The organism is Collinsella sp. AF19-1LB (assembly GCF_003459655.1).
Classification (GTDB): domain Bacteria; phylum Actinomycetota; class Coriobacteriia; order Coriobacteriales; family Coriobacteriaceae; genus Collinsella.
In genome coordinates this window covers 1-13,094 of sequence record NZ_QRWO01000024.1, presented here as the reverse complement: position 1 = coordinate 13,094, position 13,094 = coordinate 1, and the positions used below count along the sequence as shown (strand labels likewise).

Sequence of the window (13,094 nt, the reverse complement as noted above, 5' to 3'; positions counted from 1 at the left end):
ATTGAAGCGCTTCATTTACAGTTTTCATTATTATTTGAACCGTTTCAATTTCAATATGAGTCAACTTTAGTCCGGCGAGCGGTTGTTATCAATCGGTAAGCGGTAGTTTTTGGGTTAAAAACTCTTCTAAACAAAAGGATGCGGCCACCCACACTTAGCGGTTGGCCGCATCCTTAAAATGCTATTGAAATGATTCACATGCGAACGCTAACACACGGCCTTGACCGCCGCCGTCAGATCGAACAGCGTATCGAGCACAGCCTCGCAGCCATCCACCACGTCCTGCGGCAGCGGCACGATGTCGGGAACGGCAAAGACGTGGCAGCCGGCCGTGATACCCGAGACGCAGCCGTTGCGCGAATCCTCGACCACGGCGCACTCCTCGGGAGCAAAGCCCGCGCGCTCGCAGGCGAGCAGGTACATCTCGGGGTCGGGCTTGCCGTGCGCGACGTCCTCGCCGCAGGTCACCGTCTCAAACTTGTCAAAGAGGCCGACCGTCTTAAGGTTGCGCTCGGCGGTAACGTGGCGCGACGACGTCGCGAGGCCCACGTGATAGCCCGCAGCCAGCAGCTCGCCTAGGCACTCGGCAGCGCCAGCCTTAAGCTCCAGATCGGTCTTGACCATCTCGTCGCGAATCTCCTTATGGCGACGATAGATTGCCTCAGCGGTTTCGCTGCTGTCGTAATGCTCCTCAAGGATGCGCATGACATCGGGCAGCGTACGACCGATAAACTGATGGATCAGCGCATCATCAATCGCGAATCCCAGCTCGGCCGCGCCCGCCTTCCACGCCTTGATACCCAAACGCTCGGTGTCGACCAGCGTTCCGTCCATGTCAAAAATAACGGCCTTGATCATATCGGTCCCCCATCTCTTCGCGCTGCTGTACTCCCGCAACTTTACCGCACCTGTAAACTTGTATATAACGTATATAGCATATTGCACTTTCGTTACATAGATAGAAGTCTTATGACAAGCGGCTCGGTAGGATTATAGTTTTCGACCGAGTACTCAACGGCAAGGATCGATTCATGCTTTCAGACACCACCGCACCTGCAGAGGGGCTTCAGGACAAACTCACAGCGCTCGAGCAGCTGCTTTTGGCATACGGACGCGTCGCCATCGGCTTTTCCGGTGGCGTCGACAGCAGCTTTTTGGCCGCAGTCTGCGCCCGCATCATGCCCGCCAGCACGCTTCTCGTTCACCTCACCACGCCGCTCATCGGCACGCCCGAGCAGGCTTCGTTTGAGCGGGCGATTGACGGGCAGGCCGATGAGGGGCCGCATTTTAAGCTCCCCGTGCTCAACCTCTCGGTCGATCAACTGCAGCTCCCCCAGGTAGCCTGCAACGACGCCGACCGCTGCTACCACTGCAAGCGCGCCGGCTTTACCGCCATCGTCAACCACGCCAGGTCGCTGGGCTTTCCCACCGTCATCGACGGCAGCAACGCAAGCGACCGCAGCGACTACCGCCCCGGCATGCGCGCCGCCCAGGAGCTCGGCGTGCGCTCGCCGCTTATGGAGGTCGGCTTTACCAAGGACGAAGAGCGCGAGCTGCTGCGCGCCTGGGGCTATCCCGTCTGGAACCTGCCGGCAGGAGCCTGTCTGGCCACGCGCGTCCCCACGGGCGAGGAGCTCACACGCGAGAAGGTCGATGTGATTCGCGCCTGCGAGGACTACCTGCACGACCTTGGCCTGGACCAGGTCCGCGCGCGCTTGGTCGGCGGCTGCATGCATATCGAGGCCGCGCCGGCAGACGTTGCCAAGATTGCCGCCCTCGGCAACACCGCGGTCAACGACGGGGGCAAGGCCCCGCTTCCCGCCGCCATCGAATCTGCCCTGCACAACCTAGGCTGCGGCCATATCTCCCCCGAGGTCACCCCCTACATCCACGGCAACATGAACCTTTAGGTTACGCCGTTTTACAAACGGCGTAACCGCTCGGCGCTGCGCAGGCCCCGGGCACGGCAAACTGACGTTCAACTTCACGGGCGCGACCAAAAGGTCAGCGCCCGCTTGTTTCACGCCACCTTGCCGCACCCGGAACCTGCTCGCTCGCTTATGCTCAACCTGAACTACATAAATTGTCGCCAACCTGCCAAAAAGGGACAGGTTTATTTTGGCAGGTTTTATCTGGGGAAACGCAGACAAGGCCGCGACACCTATATGGCGTCGCGGCCCTGTTCTATTTATGCCAGCACGTACTGATACGTATCTCCCATGGGGACAAAAGTAACCAGCAGACCTGCGCCAGCGTCCCCGAGCGCGGCGGGCAGCCATTTCGCCATATACTCCATGCCCGGCTCCTCGCCATTAAAGTGACCCATATGGATTGCGCATTTTCCCTGACCGAGCATTGCGGCGTCGCGGATGTACTCGCTCACCGTAAAGTCGATAAACTCCATGGTCAAAATGCAATCGATGCCTTCGGAGTCGATATGGGCAATCTCGTCGTTATCTCGCCCCATGATGTGCATTGGAATCTCGACATTGCGGACGAGCGCGTCACCGTCGCCGATCAAGCGCGTCCCGTTTAATCCAAGCTTGTGTACGAGCGCCTGCGCAAGATCGCGGGCCGGCGTTGGCTCAATGCGGTACCTCATGAATGTCTCGTCTACCGCGGAGCCAAGCCAGTCCATCTTGACCGCGAATCCGTAAAAGATGCCGTCGACCATCGAACCGTCCGAGGCGAGCGGCACACCCGAGTGGATATAGTCATGGCAACGCCAGACCGCGCCACCCCATTCGTCAAGCAAAGCGCACTTTGCCTCAAAGGTCTTGTTCCCCGCAACCACTTCACGGCGGTCTCCGTGGTTCCAGAACAGTGCCTCGTGAGGAACAATCAGGTTAGCGCCAAGCTCCTTGGCACGACGAATCACCTCCGCCGTAGCCCAAATGCATGTAACTATTCCGGTACATTGCTGATCGATGTCGCCGTAAAGCACCTGATCGCGCGTCGTCGCAAGCTCGATGGGCTTCCCGGCAAAAGCATCAATGCCGTCACAGTAGTCCTGGATAGCTTGAATAGCCTCGCTGATAAGCATATGTAACAATAATCCCTTCGACATAATGTGCGGGGGGCAACATACATACCGCCCTGCAGAATCATCTTTAGACGGCACATTTTGAACTAGACCGCCTGTCTACGACCGCTTTTCTAGCGCTCGGAAATCGGACCGTTCTCGAGCTCATCCTCACTAAAGCCAAAGAACCAAGCCACAGCAAAGCTTACGACAAAGCCAGCCGCCGAAGCGATGACGGCACTGATCAGGTTCTCGTTGCCGCCGCCAACAAACGTCATATTATTGAGCACGTTGGAGGCAGCACCGGCGAGGTAAGCATTGACATGCAAGGCGAGCGCCACGGCACCGGCGACAAACGAACCCGCCATGCAGGCAACGAACAGTTTACGATAGCGGAACATCATGCCATAGATGAACGGCTCGCCGACGCCTCCGATGAGCTGGGCGACAACATACCCGGCACATTGGCTCTTTTCCTCCTTGTTACGGAGTTTGAGCCATGTCGCAATCTCCGCTCCATAGGCAGCCCACAGCGCAACCGTAGGGGCGACCAGAATAAAGCTGTCAGAGCCCGTCAACATAAAGTTTGCAATGGCAATCATGATGACCGCAACATGCATGCCCGTAATGACCATGGGCAACCAAATTGCTGCAAGCAAGCCGCCACCAATAATCGCCACGATACCTCCCTCGGCACCGAGGAACTCAAAGACAACCGCCAAACCGTTACCGCACCAAGAACCAAGAGGAGCAAGCAGGCAAAGCGCAAAGGGGACAGTCAGGGCAAGCGTGCAAAGCGGCGTAAAGACCGTGGTGAGCGAATCGGGCATGTGCTTGCGCAAGAACTTCTCGAACACGGACATCAACGCAACCGTGAGCAGAATGGGAATAACCGTCTGCGCATAGTTTGCAGGCACGCAAGGGATGCCATAAACGCTAAAGGCTTTTCCCTCGGCTGCCATTTGCATAAACGTCGGTTCGATAAGCACACCGCCCATAAAAGCGCCGTACATGGGCGTGGCGCCAATGTTCTTGGCAGCCGTAAAGCCCAAGAAGATCGGAATGAAATAGAACGTCACGTTGTAGAGCATATTGAGCAGGACATAAAGATCGCTCGTATCCGCAATGAGATTGAGCATCGTTGGCCCGAGTACGACGGCAACGGTTTTGAACATGCCCGACGCGAGCAGCAATGGAATCATCGGAACCATGGAGCCCGAGAGGTAGTTAAGAATCGCATTGCCAACGGCTGCCGGGGTAAGCGGTGTTTTGACTCCACTTGCGTCGAGGTTCTCGTCGATGCTCTCCTGCTTGGCCAAGCCGCTCATCTTGATGAGCTCGTCATATACCTTAGGCACGTTTTGCCCAATAATCACCTGGAACTGCCCGCCAGATATTTGAGCGCCGATGACGCCGTTAATTTTTTTAACAGCGTTAATGTCGGGCAACTCCATATCCTTAAGGTTAAAACGCAGACGCGTCATGCAGTGGGCTGCAAAGGTGATGTTGTCTTTGCCACCCAGCGCCTCGAGCACATCGGCTGCGATCTTCTTATTGTCAGCCATATCATCTTCCCTTTCGAACGATCCGGTTCCTCCCTCGCTGCGCGCGCGAGGAGACAAAGCGGACGGTGGCCCGTCGCCCGCACGGAAGTATTCGATTGTTGAGGGAAACGGCGTAAAGACAAAAGCTCCAAAACGAGACATCGACAGGTCGCTCTGTCTTTACGTCACGCTTCGGAAGCTCAGCTCTCGAATAACACCTTATGTCGCGCTAAGGGTATCAGCTTCACCATGCGAACGGCGGCCTCATGATGCCCAAAAGTCTGCGAACGGTACGCTTTCTTTGATGAACGGCATAGAAAGCGCCTATTTGTCGGCTGGCACCTTGCCCGTTACGTTGCCGGCATAGACCCGATTAACATGGAGCATGAGATACACCTTCTCCTCGGGCACGATGGAGGCATGATACGTTTCCTCGATAACTTCTGCCATTTTGTCAACACAAGCCGCTATAGCCGGGTGCTCCTCACAGAGAGGACGATAGAGCGCCGCATTATCGGTATTAAGCGGCTCCCCGGTGCGGACGCGCTCTAACAAGTAGCGTACATGAGTGTCATAGCGTGCATAGTCAAAAGCATCGCGGTCAACGGCGATAGCAAGATCTTTCTCGATGATCGCTACGAGCTTTTCGATCAGGCGTTCCTCGCGGCGGACGTCGTTTGACTTCGCCTTACTAGAACTTGCCATAACGCTGTTAACGATGCAGAGTGCGATGCCCGCCCTCTCCCCGCGTGGCATAGATATGCCGAATTCGCGCTCTATGCCAGCATGGGCAAGCATCGCGATCTTAAATTCAATGGGATATTGCTGTTGAACGTCACAAGAAAGCGGCATCTGAACAAACATGTGCTCACGGCAGCGCTTGATGGCAAAACTAATGTGGTCGGCGAGCGTAAAAGGAAGGTTCGCCGACAGCTCGCGCGAAATGTTGGTGCGCGCGACATCGGCAATCTGCGCACTAAACTCCATTACCTTGGGATCGATCTCGTTAAGAAGTGGCAGATAGCGCGCATCAACGTTGTAAAACGTGCGCTCAATCTGCGCAAGCGAAACCTCATCGGGGCCGTCAGGAAAACCAATGCCTTTCCCCAGTGCCACAAGCTCGGTTCCCTTATCGTTGACAAGCAAGGCGGCATTGTGATTAATGCGCTTAACGACCCTCATGATGCCTCCGAAAATAGGCGCAGCCGAAGGGCAAGCGCAATGAATTCTAGTTAAGATGGTTCGCCTCGATTATTCCACGCAACGTCACGCGAAACAAGCAAACCCGAGCCCCCGCAACCTACTAAAAAAGGGACAGGTTTATTTTGGCAGATTTTTATCGGGGAAAACGCGAAGAGGGACACGCCATATCACCGTTGTGGGCAGAGCGGCATTCATGCAGCTCGCTCTGCGCATACCTGACATCCACAAGACCCTCGCCCCGTATCCCGATATTAAAATTGAGTTCATTGGCGCCGGAGAGTAGAATACCGCATCCGACGGCTACGGCATCGGCAGCCAGATTGCCGAGCGCGTCAGCACCCGGGCAAGCAGCCACGCCAAAGCTACCGTCATCGACCTCGGCACATACCTTTAGCGCACGGCCTTGACCGCGGCCGGCAGATCGAACAGCGTGTCGAGCACGGCCTCGCAGCCATCTACCACGTCCTGCGGCAGCGGCAAGATATCGGGCGCGGCAAAGACATGGCAGCCGGCCGTGATGCCTGAGACGCAGCCATTGCGTGAGTCCTCGACCACGGCACATTCCTCGGGAGCAAAGCCCGCGCGCTCGCAGGCGAGCAGGTAGATCTCGGGATTGGGCTTGCCGTTCAGAGTATCCTCGTTGCAGGTCACCGTTTCAAACTTGTCAAAGAGGCCGACCGTCTTAAGGTTGCGCTCGGCCGCAACGCGACGCGACGACGTCGCAAGGCCCACGTGATAGCCCGCAGCCAGCAGTTCGTCCAGGCACTCGGCAGCGCCAGCCTTAAGCTCAAGATCGGTCTTGACCATCTCGTCGAGAGCATCCCTGTAGCGGGCTTCGACCGTCTCGACGATTTCGCGGCTGCCATAATGCTCCTCAAGGATGTCCCTGACATCGGGCATCGAGCGACCGATAAACTGATGGACCAGCGCATCGTCAATCGCGATCCCCAGCTCGGCAGCGCCCACCTTCCATGCCCTCATGTCCAAACGCTCGGTGTCGACCAGCGTTCCGTCCATGTCAAAAATGACAGCCTTGATCATATCGGCCCCCTTCGCCGGCTTGCGTTACCGCAACCCCATCCCACTTTGCAACTTGTATATAACGTATATATCATATCGCGACAACCTGCTGAAAAGGGCCAGGTTTATTTTGGCAGGTTTTATCTGGGGAAACGCCGAATAGCTCCATATGCACAACCGTCGCAGCTCCATATGAGGCAAATGAATCAGTAACGTCTATCCCAAATCTTGAGTATTTGTTCGATAGAACGGCCCCTGCCGGCACCTGCTAGACTGGTAGATTCCCAACCATCTAGCCAGGAGCCGCAATGTCGCGCAAGTCCGCCTACAAGCAAGTACTTTCCATCGGCACCGCCGTGGTGCTGGGCTTTGCGCTGTTTACGGGATCGCTCGACGGGGCGCCCAAGCTGCTCTCGCCGCAAAGCGATGAGCAGGCGGCGGCTCTAGCCGAGAAGCAAAGCGAGAGCCCCAACCGCACCGACGACGAAGCGGACTTGGTCGCCCGGCTCGAATCGGGAACAGCGAGCTCCGAGGACTCCGGCGATGGCTCCGAATCCGCCACGACCGGCACCGCTGACGATGCCTCTTCGAACGCCACCCCCGTCGACGAAGTGGAAAACCCCGACCTCAACCGCGCCCGCGGCGTATATCTCAGCAGCATTCCCGACTACGCCGGCAACCCCTACGTTGCCCTCCGCGCCGACGGCACGCATCCGCTCGGCACGCCGTCGTTCACGCTCGATGAATACGAACGGGCCACCGAAGAGGGCTGCTTTAAGAAGTTCTCTAAACTCGACAGCCTGGGCCGTACCCGCAAAGCGCTCGCCTGCATAGGACCCGAATCGCTCGGCCAAGGCAAGCGCGGCGACATCTCGCGCATCCATCCCGCCGGTTGGCACCAGCAGCGCTACGACTTTATTCCAGGCCAGAGCCTCTACAACCGCTGTCACCTTATCGCCTGGTCGCTCTGCGGCGAAAACGCCAACCGCAAAAATCTCCTCACCGGTACTCGCTATCTCAACGAGACAGGCATGTTGCCCTTCGAAGAGCAGATTCTCGGCTACATCCACGACACGGGCAACCACGTGCTCTATCGCGTCACACCCATGTATAACGAAGAGGAACTTGTCTGCCGTGGCGTGCGCCTTGAGGCACAGTCGGTCGAGGACCACGGCAAAACGCTGTGCTTCCACGTGTACTGCTACAACCTGCAACCGCATGTGCAGATTGACTACGCCACCGGCCGCAACCAGGCCTCGGGGGACTAGCCCTAACCACGACAAGAACCGATTTGCATCCCCCAGGGATCAAAAAGGGCCGCTCCGGATTACCCAGAGCGGCCCTTGCATCGGCATGCATGTTGCAGACAAAGCCACACGCTACTTGGCGCGGCCCTCCTCATAGCGCTCGACCAGCTTGGCCTGAACGTCATAAGGCACCTGCTCATAGCCTGCGGGCTTCATGGTAAAGTCGCCCGTGCCGCGCGTGATAGAGCGCAGGCGCGTCGAATAATCCGTCAGCTCGGCCAGCGGCGCCTGGGCAATGACCACGGTGTCTCCGCGCTCGTCGGTCTCCATGCCTGTCACGCGACCGCGCGAGGCCGAGATGTCGCCCATCACGGCGCCGGCATAGCTCTCGGGGATCGTCACCGTAATTTCCTCGATGGGCTCCAGCACCACCGGGTCGGCATCGGCGCACGCCTTGCGCAGGCCGATGCGGGCCGCCGCGCGGAACGCCATCTCGTTGGAGTCGACGCTGTGATACGAGCCGTCGTACACCGCGACGCGAATGCCCGTGAGCGGATAGCCGGCAATAATGCCGTCCTTCATGGTCTCCTGGACGCCCTTGTCCACGGCGGGGATCAGCGAGCGCGGAATGCGGCCGCCCACGACCTCATCCACAAACTCGTAGCCGTCGCTCGTGCCGTCGGGCCCAATAAGCGGCCCCACACGCAGCCAGCAGTCACCATACTGACCGGCACCACCGGTCTGCTTCTTATGACGACCCTGGGCACTTGCCGTGCGGCGGATGGTCTCGCGATACGGAATGCGGATCGGCACGCTCTTTGCCACAACCTTGGTACGGTCCTCCAAACGGTTGAGCAGCACCGAAACCTGCGCCTCGCCCACCGCCGAGATGATGGTCTGCCCGGTCTCCTCGTCGCGGTCGATACTCATGGTCGGATCGGCCTTGCAGGCCTTCTCGATAAACGTGTAGAGCTTCTCTTCGTCGCCGCGATTCTCGGCCTCAATGGCGATGCGGTACTGCGAGTTGGGGAACTTAAACGCCGCCGCCTCGACCTTACCGGTAATCGAGAGCGTATCGCCCGTCTCGGCCGCCAGCTTGGGCGCCACGATGATGTCGCCAGCATACGCGTGCCCGACCTCGGTCATGTCGCGGCCGCACATCACATACAGGTGAGCCAGACGGTCGCTCTTGCGCGTGCGGGCGTTGACCAGCTCAAGGCCCGGCTCAAGCGTGCCCGTCAGCACCTTGATAAAGCTGATGCGACCCTGCTGCGGATCGGCCAGGGTCTTAAACACAAACGCCACCGGACGATCATCGTCGCTCGAAATCTTGAGCGAATCGCCGTCGATAAGCGGCATCTCGCCGTAGTCGGTCGGCGCCGGGAAGTACGTCGCGATGTCGTCCATCAGCGAGTTGACGCCCTGCTCCTTAATGCAATCGCCCGCAAAGACCGGCACAAAGATGCGCTCGGCGATCGCCTTCGACAGCAGGCCTTCAAGCTCCTCCTGCGTCAGCGTCTCCTCGCCTTCCAGGTATTTCATCATCAGCTCATCGTCGGCCTCGGCCACCAACTCGCACAGATGGTCATGGGCCTCCTCGGCCTGGGCACGATACTCCTCGGGAATCTCCGACTCAACGGCTTCGGTGCCGTTGCAGTGACGCGCCTTCATACGCACCAGGTCGATGATGCCGTTAAAGTCCTCGCCCTCGCCCCAGCCCAGGGTCACGGCGCCCAAGCGCGTGCCAAAGCGCTCCTGCAGCAGGTCCATCGTGGTCGCAAAGCTGGCCTCGGAGCGCGACAGGCGGTTTACGAACACCGCACGCGCCAGGCGCAGGTCCTCGGCGGCATACCAGAGCTTAACCGTCGTAGGCTGCGGGCCGGACTCGGCGTCGACCACAAACAGAGCCGTCTCGCAGACGCTCATCGCGGCAAAGGCGTCGCCGATAAAATCGGGGTAGCACGGGGCATCGAGCACATTGATGCGCGCGCCCTTCCAGTCGATCGGCGCAATGGTCGTCGAGATGGAAAACGCACGCTTGACCTCTTCGGGGTCATAGTCGAGCGTGGGCTTGGTGCCGTCGTGGCCGCCCAGGCGGGCGGTCTTGCCGGAAAGGTGGAGCATGGCTTCGGCGAGTGAAGTCTTGCCCACCCCGCCTTGGCCTACGAGCACCACGTTCCTTACGTTACCGGTCTTGGGAGCACCCATGATGACCTCCTTGCAGGGCCGCGCGCAATGCGCGAGACCAACGGGGAGAGTTCGCGGTCGGTGCCGTCCCGGGAGCAGCATGGTCGGCAGCCGAGCCGACTCACCCTCCAAATGTCCTATGCCACCACCCTACCCTCACGGGCGGCTGTCCATGCATACCTTTCGGCGCACGTATGAATACAGGCGGCGAGAGGAAGAGACAAGCTTGTGAGGCGATTATTAAACCCCGTCGATGCAAACAAAAAGCCGCCACAGACCGTAAGACCTGCGGCGGCTTCGCCTCAATTAATAGTTGAGTAAATACCTGAGCCTATCCCTCGATACGGCTCAAGAACTCACGGGTGCGCTGCTCACGCGGATGGTCGATGACCTGCTCGGCAGGACCCTCCTCGACAATGCGGCCGCCATCCATAAAGACCACGCGGTCGGCAACATCGCGCGCAAACTGCATTGCGTGGGTTACAATCACCATCGTCATATTCTGCGCGGCAAGGTCTTTAATGACACGCAGTACCTCGGCCGTCAGCTCGGGATCGAGTGCCGAAGTCGGCTCGTCAAAGAACAAGATCTCCGGGTCGAGCGCCAAGGCGCGGGCGATACTCACACGCTGTTGCTGACCGCCCGAAAGCTCACATGGCACCTTGTTCTCGTTGCCCGTAAGCCCCATCTGCGCGATCAACTCACGCGCACGCGCTTCGGCCTGCTCGCGCGGACGCTTGAGTACGCGAACCGGAGCGTCGGTGATGTTTTTCATCACCGTATAGTGCGGAAACAGATTGTAATTTTGGAACACCAGGCCGAATCGCGAGCGTGCTTGTTTGGGCACATCGCCCTTCGCATAGACCGCGCCCGAACCCGCATCCGTCGCAACGGCAAGGTCACCAAACGAGAGCGAGCCTCCGTCGAGTGTCTCGAGCAGCGTGGCACACCGCAGCAGCGTGGACTTGCCGCCACCCGAAGGCCCGATAATCGCCACGACCTCGCCACGCTTGACCTCGAGCGAGATATCCTTGAGCACCTCATTGCCGCCAAACGCCTTGCGCGCGTTCGATATATTCATTACCGAATTAATCATGGTAGTAATCCAATTTTTTCTCGGCGGCGCCCAGCAGCATCTCGACGACGAAATTAAAGACCCAGTAAATCAGCGCCGCGATCGCAAACGGCACCATGCTCACTTGCGAGGCAACCAGCGCCTTGGCCGTCGAGAACATCTCCCCCACACCGATGGCAAACGCCAGCGATGTGTCCTTGACCAGCGTGATGATCTCGTTGCCCATCGCCGGCAAAATGCGTTTGGCAACTTGCGGCATCACGATATACAGAAACGTCTGCACGCGCGAATAGCCCAGCACCTCGGCTGCCTCGTATTGACCGCGCGGAATGGACTGCAAGCCCGAGCGATAGATCTCGGCAAAGTAGCCGGCGTAGTTGATGATGAACGCTACGACGCACGCCGTCCACTTGGAATCGGGCGTGAGCGAGATGCCGAACACGTAGTACGGGGCGAAGTAGATGGCAAACATCTGTAGCATGAGCGGCGTGCCGCGCATGACCGAAATATAGATGCGCGCGATCCAGCGAAGCGGCGCAATTTTGCTCATGCGCATAAACGCCACGGGAATTCCCAGCGGAATCGACCCCAACAGCGTCAGCACAAACAGCTGCAAGCTGACCAAGAATCCCTGGCCAAGCATCTGCATCATGACCTGAATAGACAACCCAAGCTCTCTTTCACAGTAACGGAACAGCGGATTTTACTCTCAAATAGGCACAGTGCCCAAGATTGCGAGCGACAAGCCCGACGAAGCGTACTTTGGTACGCGAGGAGGGTTGGAGCCGCAAGGTTGGGTGCTGTGGCTATTTGAGAACCCAGTTGTCGAAGGATAGACCGTAATCTGCATACTTATCGCACAGGTCCTTGACCGTGCCGCCCTCGTAGAGCGCCTTGAGTGACTCGGTTACAGCATCGGCCGACTTGGTGTCGCCCTTCTTAAAGCCGACGGCGTAGTGCTCGCTGGACAGCGGCTTGTCGAGCTGCGTATAGGCATCGGGCTTGGCGGCCAGCTGATACTGAGCGATCGAGAGGTCACAGGCAACGGCATCGACCGCACCACTCTCGAGCTGCATAAACGCCGTGTTGTACTCACCGATGGTATCGAGCGTGGCAAACGTCGCGGCCAGATCCTTCTGGTCGCCCTCGAGCACATCCTGCGCAGCGGAATCAGTCTGGGTAATCACGGTCTTGCCGGCAAGATCCTCCCAGCTCTTGATACCCGCGTCCTTCTTGACCACGAGCACCTGCTCATTGAGCATGTACGGCTCGGAGAACGTGTAGTCGTCCTCGCGACCCTCCATGGTAAAGCCGTTCCAGATGCAGTTGATGGCGCCTGAGTTGAGCAGCGTGTCCTTGGCATCCCAATCGATGGCCTCGTAATCGACATCCCAGCCCTGCTTATCGGCAACGGCCTTGGCAAGGTCAAGGTCAAAGCCCGTGTACTCGCCGTCATCGCCCACAAAGCCGTACGGAGGGTAGGACTTGTCAAAGCCCACCACGAGCTTCTTGGACTCCGCGGCGCCCTTCACATCCTTGGCCGCGGCAGAACCAGCAGCGGAGCCCTTGCCAGCACCACCGCCGCAGCCGACAAGACCAAGGCCAAGCACCGTGGCGAGCGAGCCGGCTAGACCAACAAACTGACGACGAGACATATCGGTATTCATGGTATTCCCCCTCGATAGCACTTTAGTTAGGTAAAGTGAGTCATGTAACGTTCAGAATCATACACTTTAGTGGGATAGAGTACAAGGGAGTGCCTGCCCGGCGCGGGCGGGGAGCGGCGCGGAATTAAG

The 13,094-nt window shown here is 58.5% G+C and carries 11 protein-coding genes; 2 read left to right on the top strand and 9 right to left on the bottom strand.

Going from position 1 to position 13,094, the window contains the following annotated elements; translation table 11 throughout:
* Window positions 1–207 precede the first annotated feature (207 nt).
* A complete protein-coding gene (locus DWX39_RS07950) occupies window positions 208–858 on the bottom strand; it encodes an HAD family phosphatase (RefSeq protein ID WP_117759233.1) in 651 nt (216 codons plus the stop codon).
* A gap of 173 nt (window positions 859–1,031) precedes the next feature.
* Here DWX39_RS07950 and DWX39_RS07945 point away from each other — a divergent pair, with 173 nt between their 5' ends.
* The gene (locus DWX39_RS07945) at window positions 1,032–1,910 is read left to right on the top strand and encodes an ATP-dependent sacrificial sulfur transferase LarE (RefSeq protein ID WP_117759231.1); all 879 of its coding nucleotides are present in this window, start codon (window positions 1,032–1,034) and stop codon (window positions 1,908–1,910) included.
* Between the two features lie 278 nt (window positions 1,911–2,188).
* On the opposite strand, the gene DWX39_RS07940 is transcribed toward DWX39_RS07945, so the two are convergent.
* The 4 genes from DWX39_RS07940 to DWX39_RS07920 all read right to left on the bottom strand — a co-directional run bounded on the left by DWX39_RS07940 (window position 2,189) and on the right by DWX39_RS07920 (window position 6,810).
* On the bottom strand, window positions 2,189–3,043 hold the full coding sequence (locus tag DWX39_RS07940) for a Nif3-like dinuclear metal center hexameric protein (RefSeq protein ID WP_117759229.1): 855 nt from the start codon (window positions 3,041–3,043) through the stop codon (window positions 2,189–2,191).
* 113 nt (window positions 3,044–3,156) lie between these two features.
* The gene (locus DWX39_RS07935) at window positions 3,157–4,587 is read right to left on the bottom strand and encodes a PTS transporter subunit EIIC (protein ID WP_158561642.1); all 1,431 of its coding nucleotides are present in this window, start codon (window positions 4,585–4,587) and stop codon (window positions 3,157–3,159) included.
* A gap of 303 nt (window positions 4,588–4,890) precedes the next feature.
* On the bottom strand, window positions 4,891–5,748 hold the full coding sequence (locus DWX39_RS07930) for a PRD domain-containing protein (protein ID WP_117759227.1): 858 nt from the start codon (window positions 5,746–5,748) through the stop codon (window positions 4,891–4,893).
* A 411-nt stretch (window positions 5,749–6,159) separates the two neighbouring features.
* Window positions 6,160–6,810 carry an HAD family phosphatase gene (locus DWX39_RS07920; RefSeq protein ID WP_117759226.1) on the bottom strand — a complete coding sequence of 217 codons (651 nt, stop codon included), beginning with the start codon at window positions 6,808–6,810 and terminating at the stop codon, window positions 6,160–6,162.
* 287 nt (window positions 6,811–7,097) lie between these two features.
* On the opposite strand from DWX39_RS07920, the gene DWX39_RS07915 reads away from it, so the two are divergent.
* Window positions 7,098–8,057 carry a DNA/RNA non-specific endonuclease gene (locus tag DWX39_RS07915; RefSeq protein ID WP_117759225.1) on the top strand — a complete coding sequence of 320 codons (960 nt, stop codon included), beginning with the start codon at window positions 7,098–7,100 and terminating at the stop codon, window positions 8,055–8,057.
* Between the two features lie 111 nt (window positions 8,058–8,168).
* Here the strand turns inward: DWX39_RS07915 and DWX39_RS07910 are convergent, their stop codons facing one another.
* From DWX39_RS07910 to DWX39_RS07895, 4 genes are all read right to left on the bottom strand, one after another.
* The gene (locus DWX39_RS07910) at window positions 8,169–10,244 is read right to left on the bottom strand and encodes a translation factor GTPase family protein (RefSeq protein WP_117759223.1); all 2,076 of its coding nucleotides are present in this window, start codon (window positions 10,242–10,244) and stop codon (window positions 8,169–8,171) included.
* Window positions 10,245–10,554: 310 nt separating this feature from the next.
* Window positions 10,555–11,319: an amino acid ABC transporter ATP-binding protein gene (locus tag DWX39_RS07905; RefSeq protein ID WP_117759221.1), complete on the bottom strand. Its 765-nt coding sequence runs from the start codon at window positions 11,317–11,319 to the stop codon at window positions 10,555–10,557.
* The gene (locus DWX39_RS07900; protein WP_006235606.1) at window positions 11,312–11,965 is read right to left on the bottom strand and encodes an amino acid ABC transporter permease; all 654 of its coding nucleotides are present in this window, start codon (window positions 11,963–11,965) and stop codon (window positions 11,312–11,314) included. Before DWX39_RS07900 ends, DWX39_RS07905 begins: the two co-directional genes overlap by 8 nt.
* Before the next feature lie 139 nt (window positions 11,966–12,104).
* A complete protein-coding gene (locus DWX39_RS07895) occupies window positions 12,105–12,965 on the bottom strand; it encodes a transporter substrate-binding domain-containing protein (RefSeq protein ID WP_117759219.1) in 861 nt (286 codons plus the stop codon).
* Between the last annotated feature and the right edge of the window lie 129 nt (window positions 12,966–13,094).

What these genes read in the sequence shown, in the direction of transcription:
- DWX39_RS07950 (WP_117759233.1), bottom strand. Translation starts at nt 858, where the DNA reads ATGATCAAGGCCGTTATTTTTGACATGGACGGAACGCTGGTCGACACC.
- DWX39_RS07945 (WP_117759231.1), top strand. Translation starts at nt 1,032, where the DNA reads ATGCTTTCAGACACCACCGCACCTGCAGAGGGGCTTCAGGACAAACTC.
- DWX39_RS07940 (WP_117759229.1), bottom strand. Translation starts at nt 3,043, where the DNA reads ATGCTTATCAGCGAGGCTATTCAAGCTATCCAGGACTACTGTGACGGC.
- DWX39_RS07935 (WP_158561642.1), bottom strand. Translation starts at nt 4,587, where the DNA reads ATGGCTGACAATAAGAAGATCGCAGCCGATGTGCTCGAGGCGCTGGGT.
- DWX39_RS07930 (WP_117759227.1), bottom strand. Translation starts at nt 5,748, where the DNA reads ATGAGGGTCGTTAAGCGCATTAATCACAATGCCGCCTTGCTTGTCAAC.
- DWX39_RS07920 (WP_117759226.1), bottom strand. Translation starts at nt 6,810, where the DNA reads ATGATCAAGGCTGTCATTTTTGACATGGACGGAACGCTGGTCGACACC.
- DWX39_RS07915 (WP_117759225.1), top strand. Translation starts at nt 7,098, where the DNA reads ATGTCGCGCAAGTCCGCCTACAAGCAAGTACTTTCCATCGGCACCGCC.
- DWX39_RS07910 (WP_117759223.1), bottom strand. Translation starts at nt 10,244, where the DNA reads ATGGGTGCTCCCAAGACCGGTAACGTAAGGAACGTGGTGCTCGTAGGC.
- DWX39_RS07905 (WP_117759221.1), bottom strand. Translation starts at nt 11,319, where the DNA reads ATGATTAATTCGGTAATGAATATATCGAACGCGCGCAAGGCGTTTGGC.
- DWX39_RS07895 (WP_117759219.1), bottom strand. Translation starts at nt 12,965, where the DNA reads ATGAATACCGATATGTCTCGTCGTCAGTTTGTTGGTCTAGCCGGCTCG.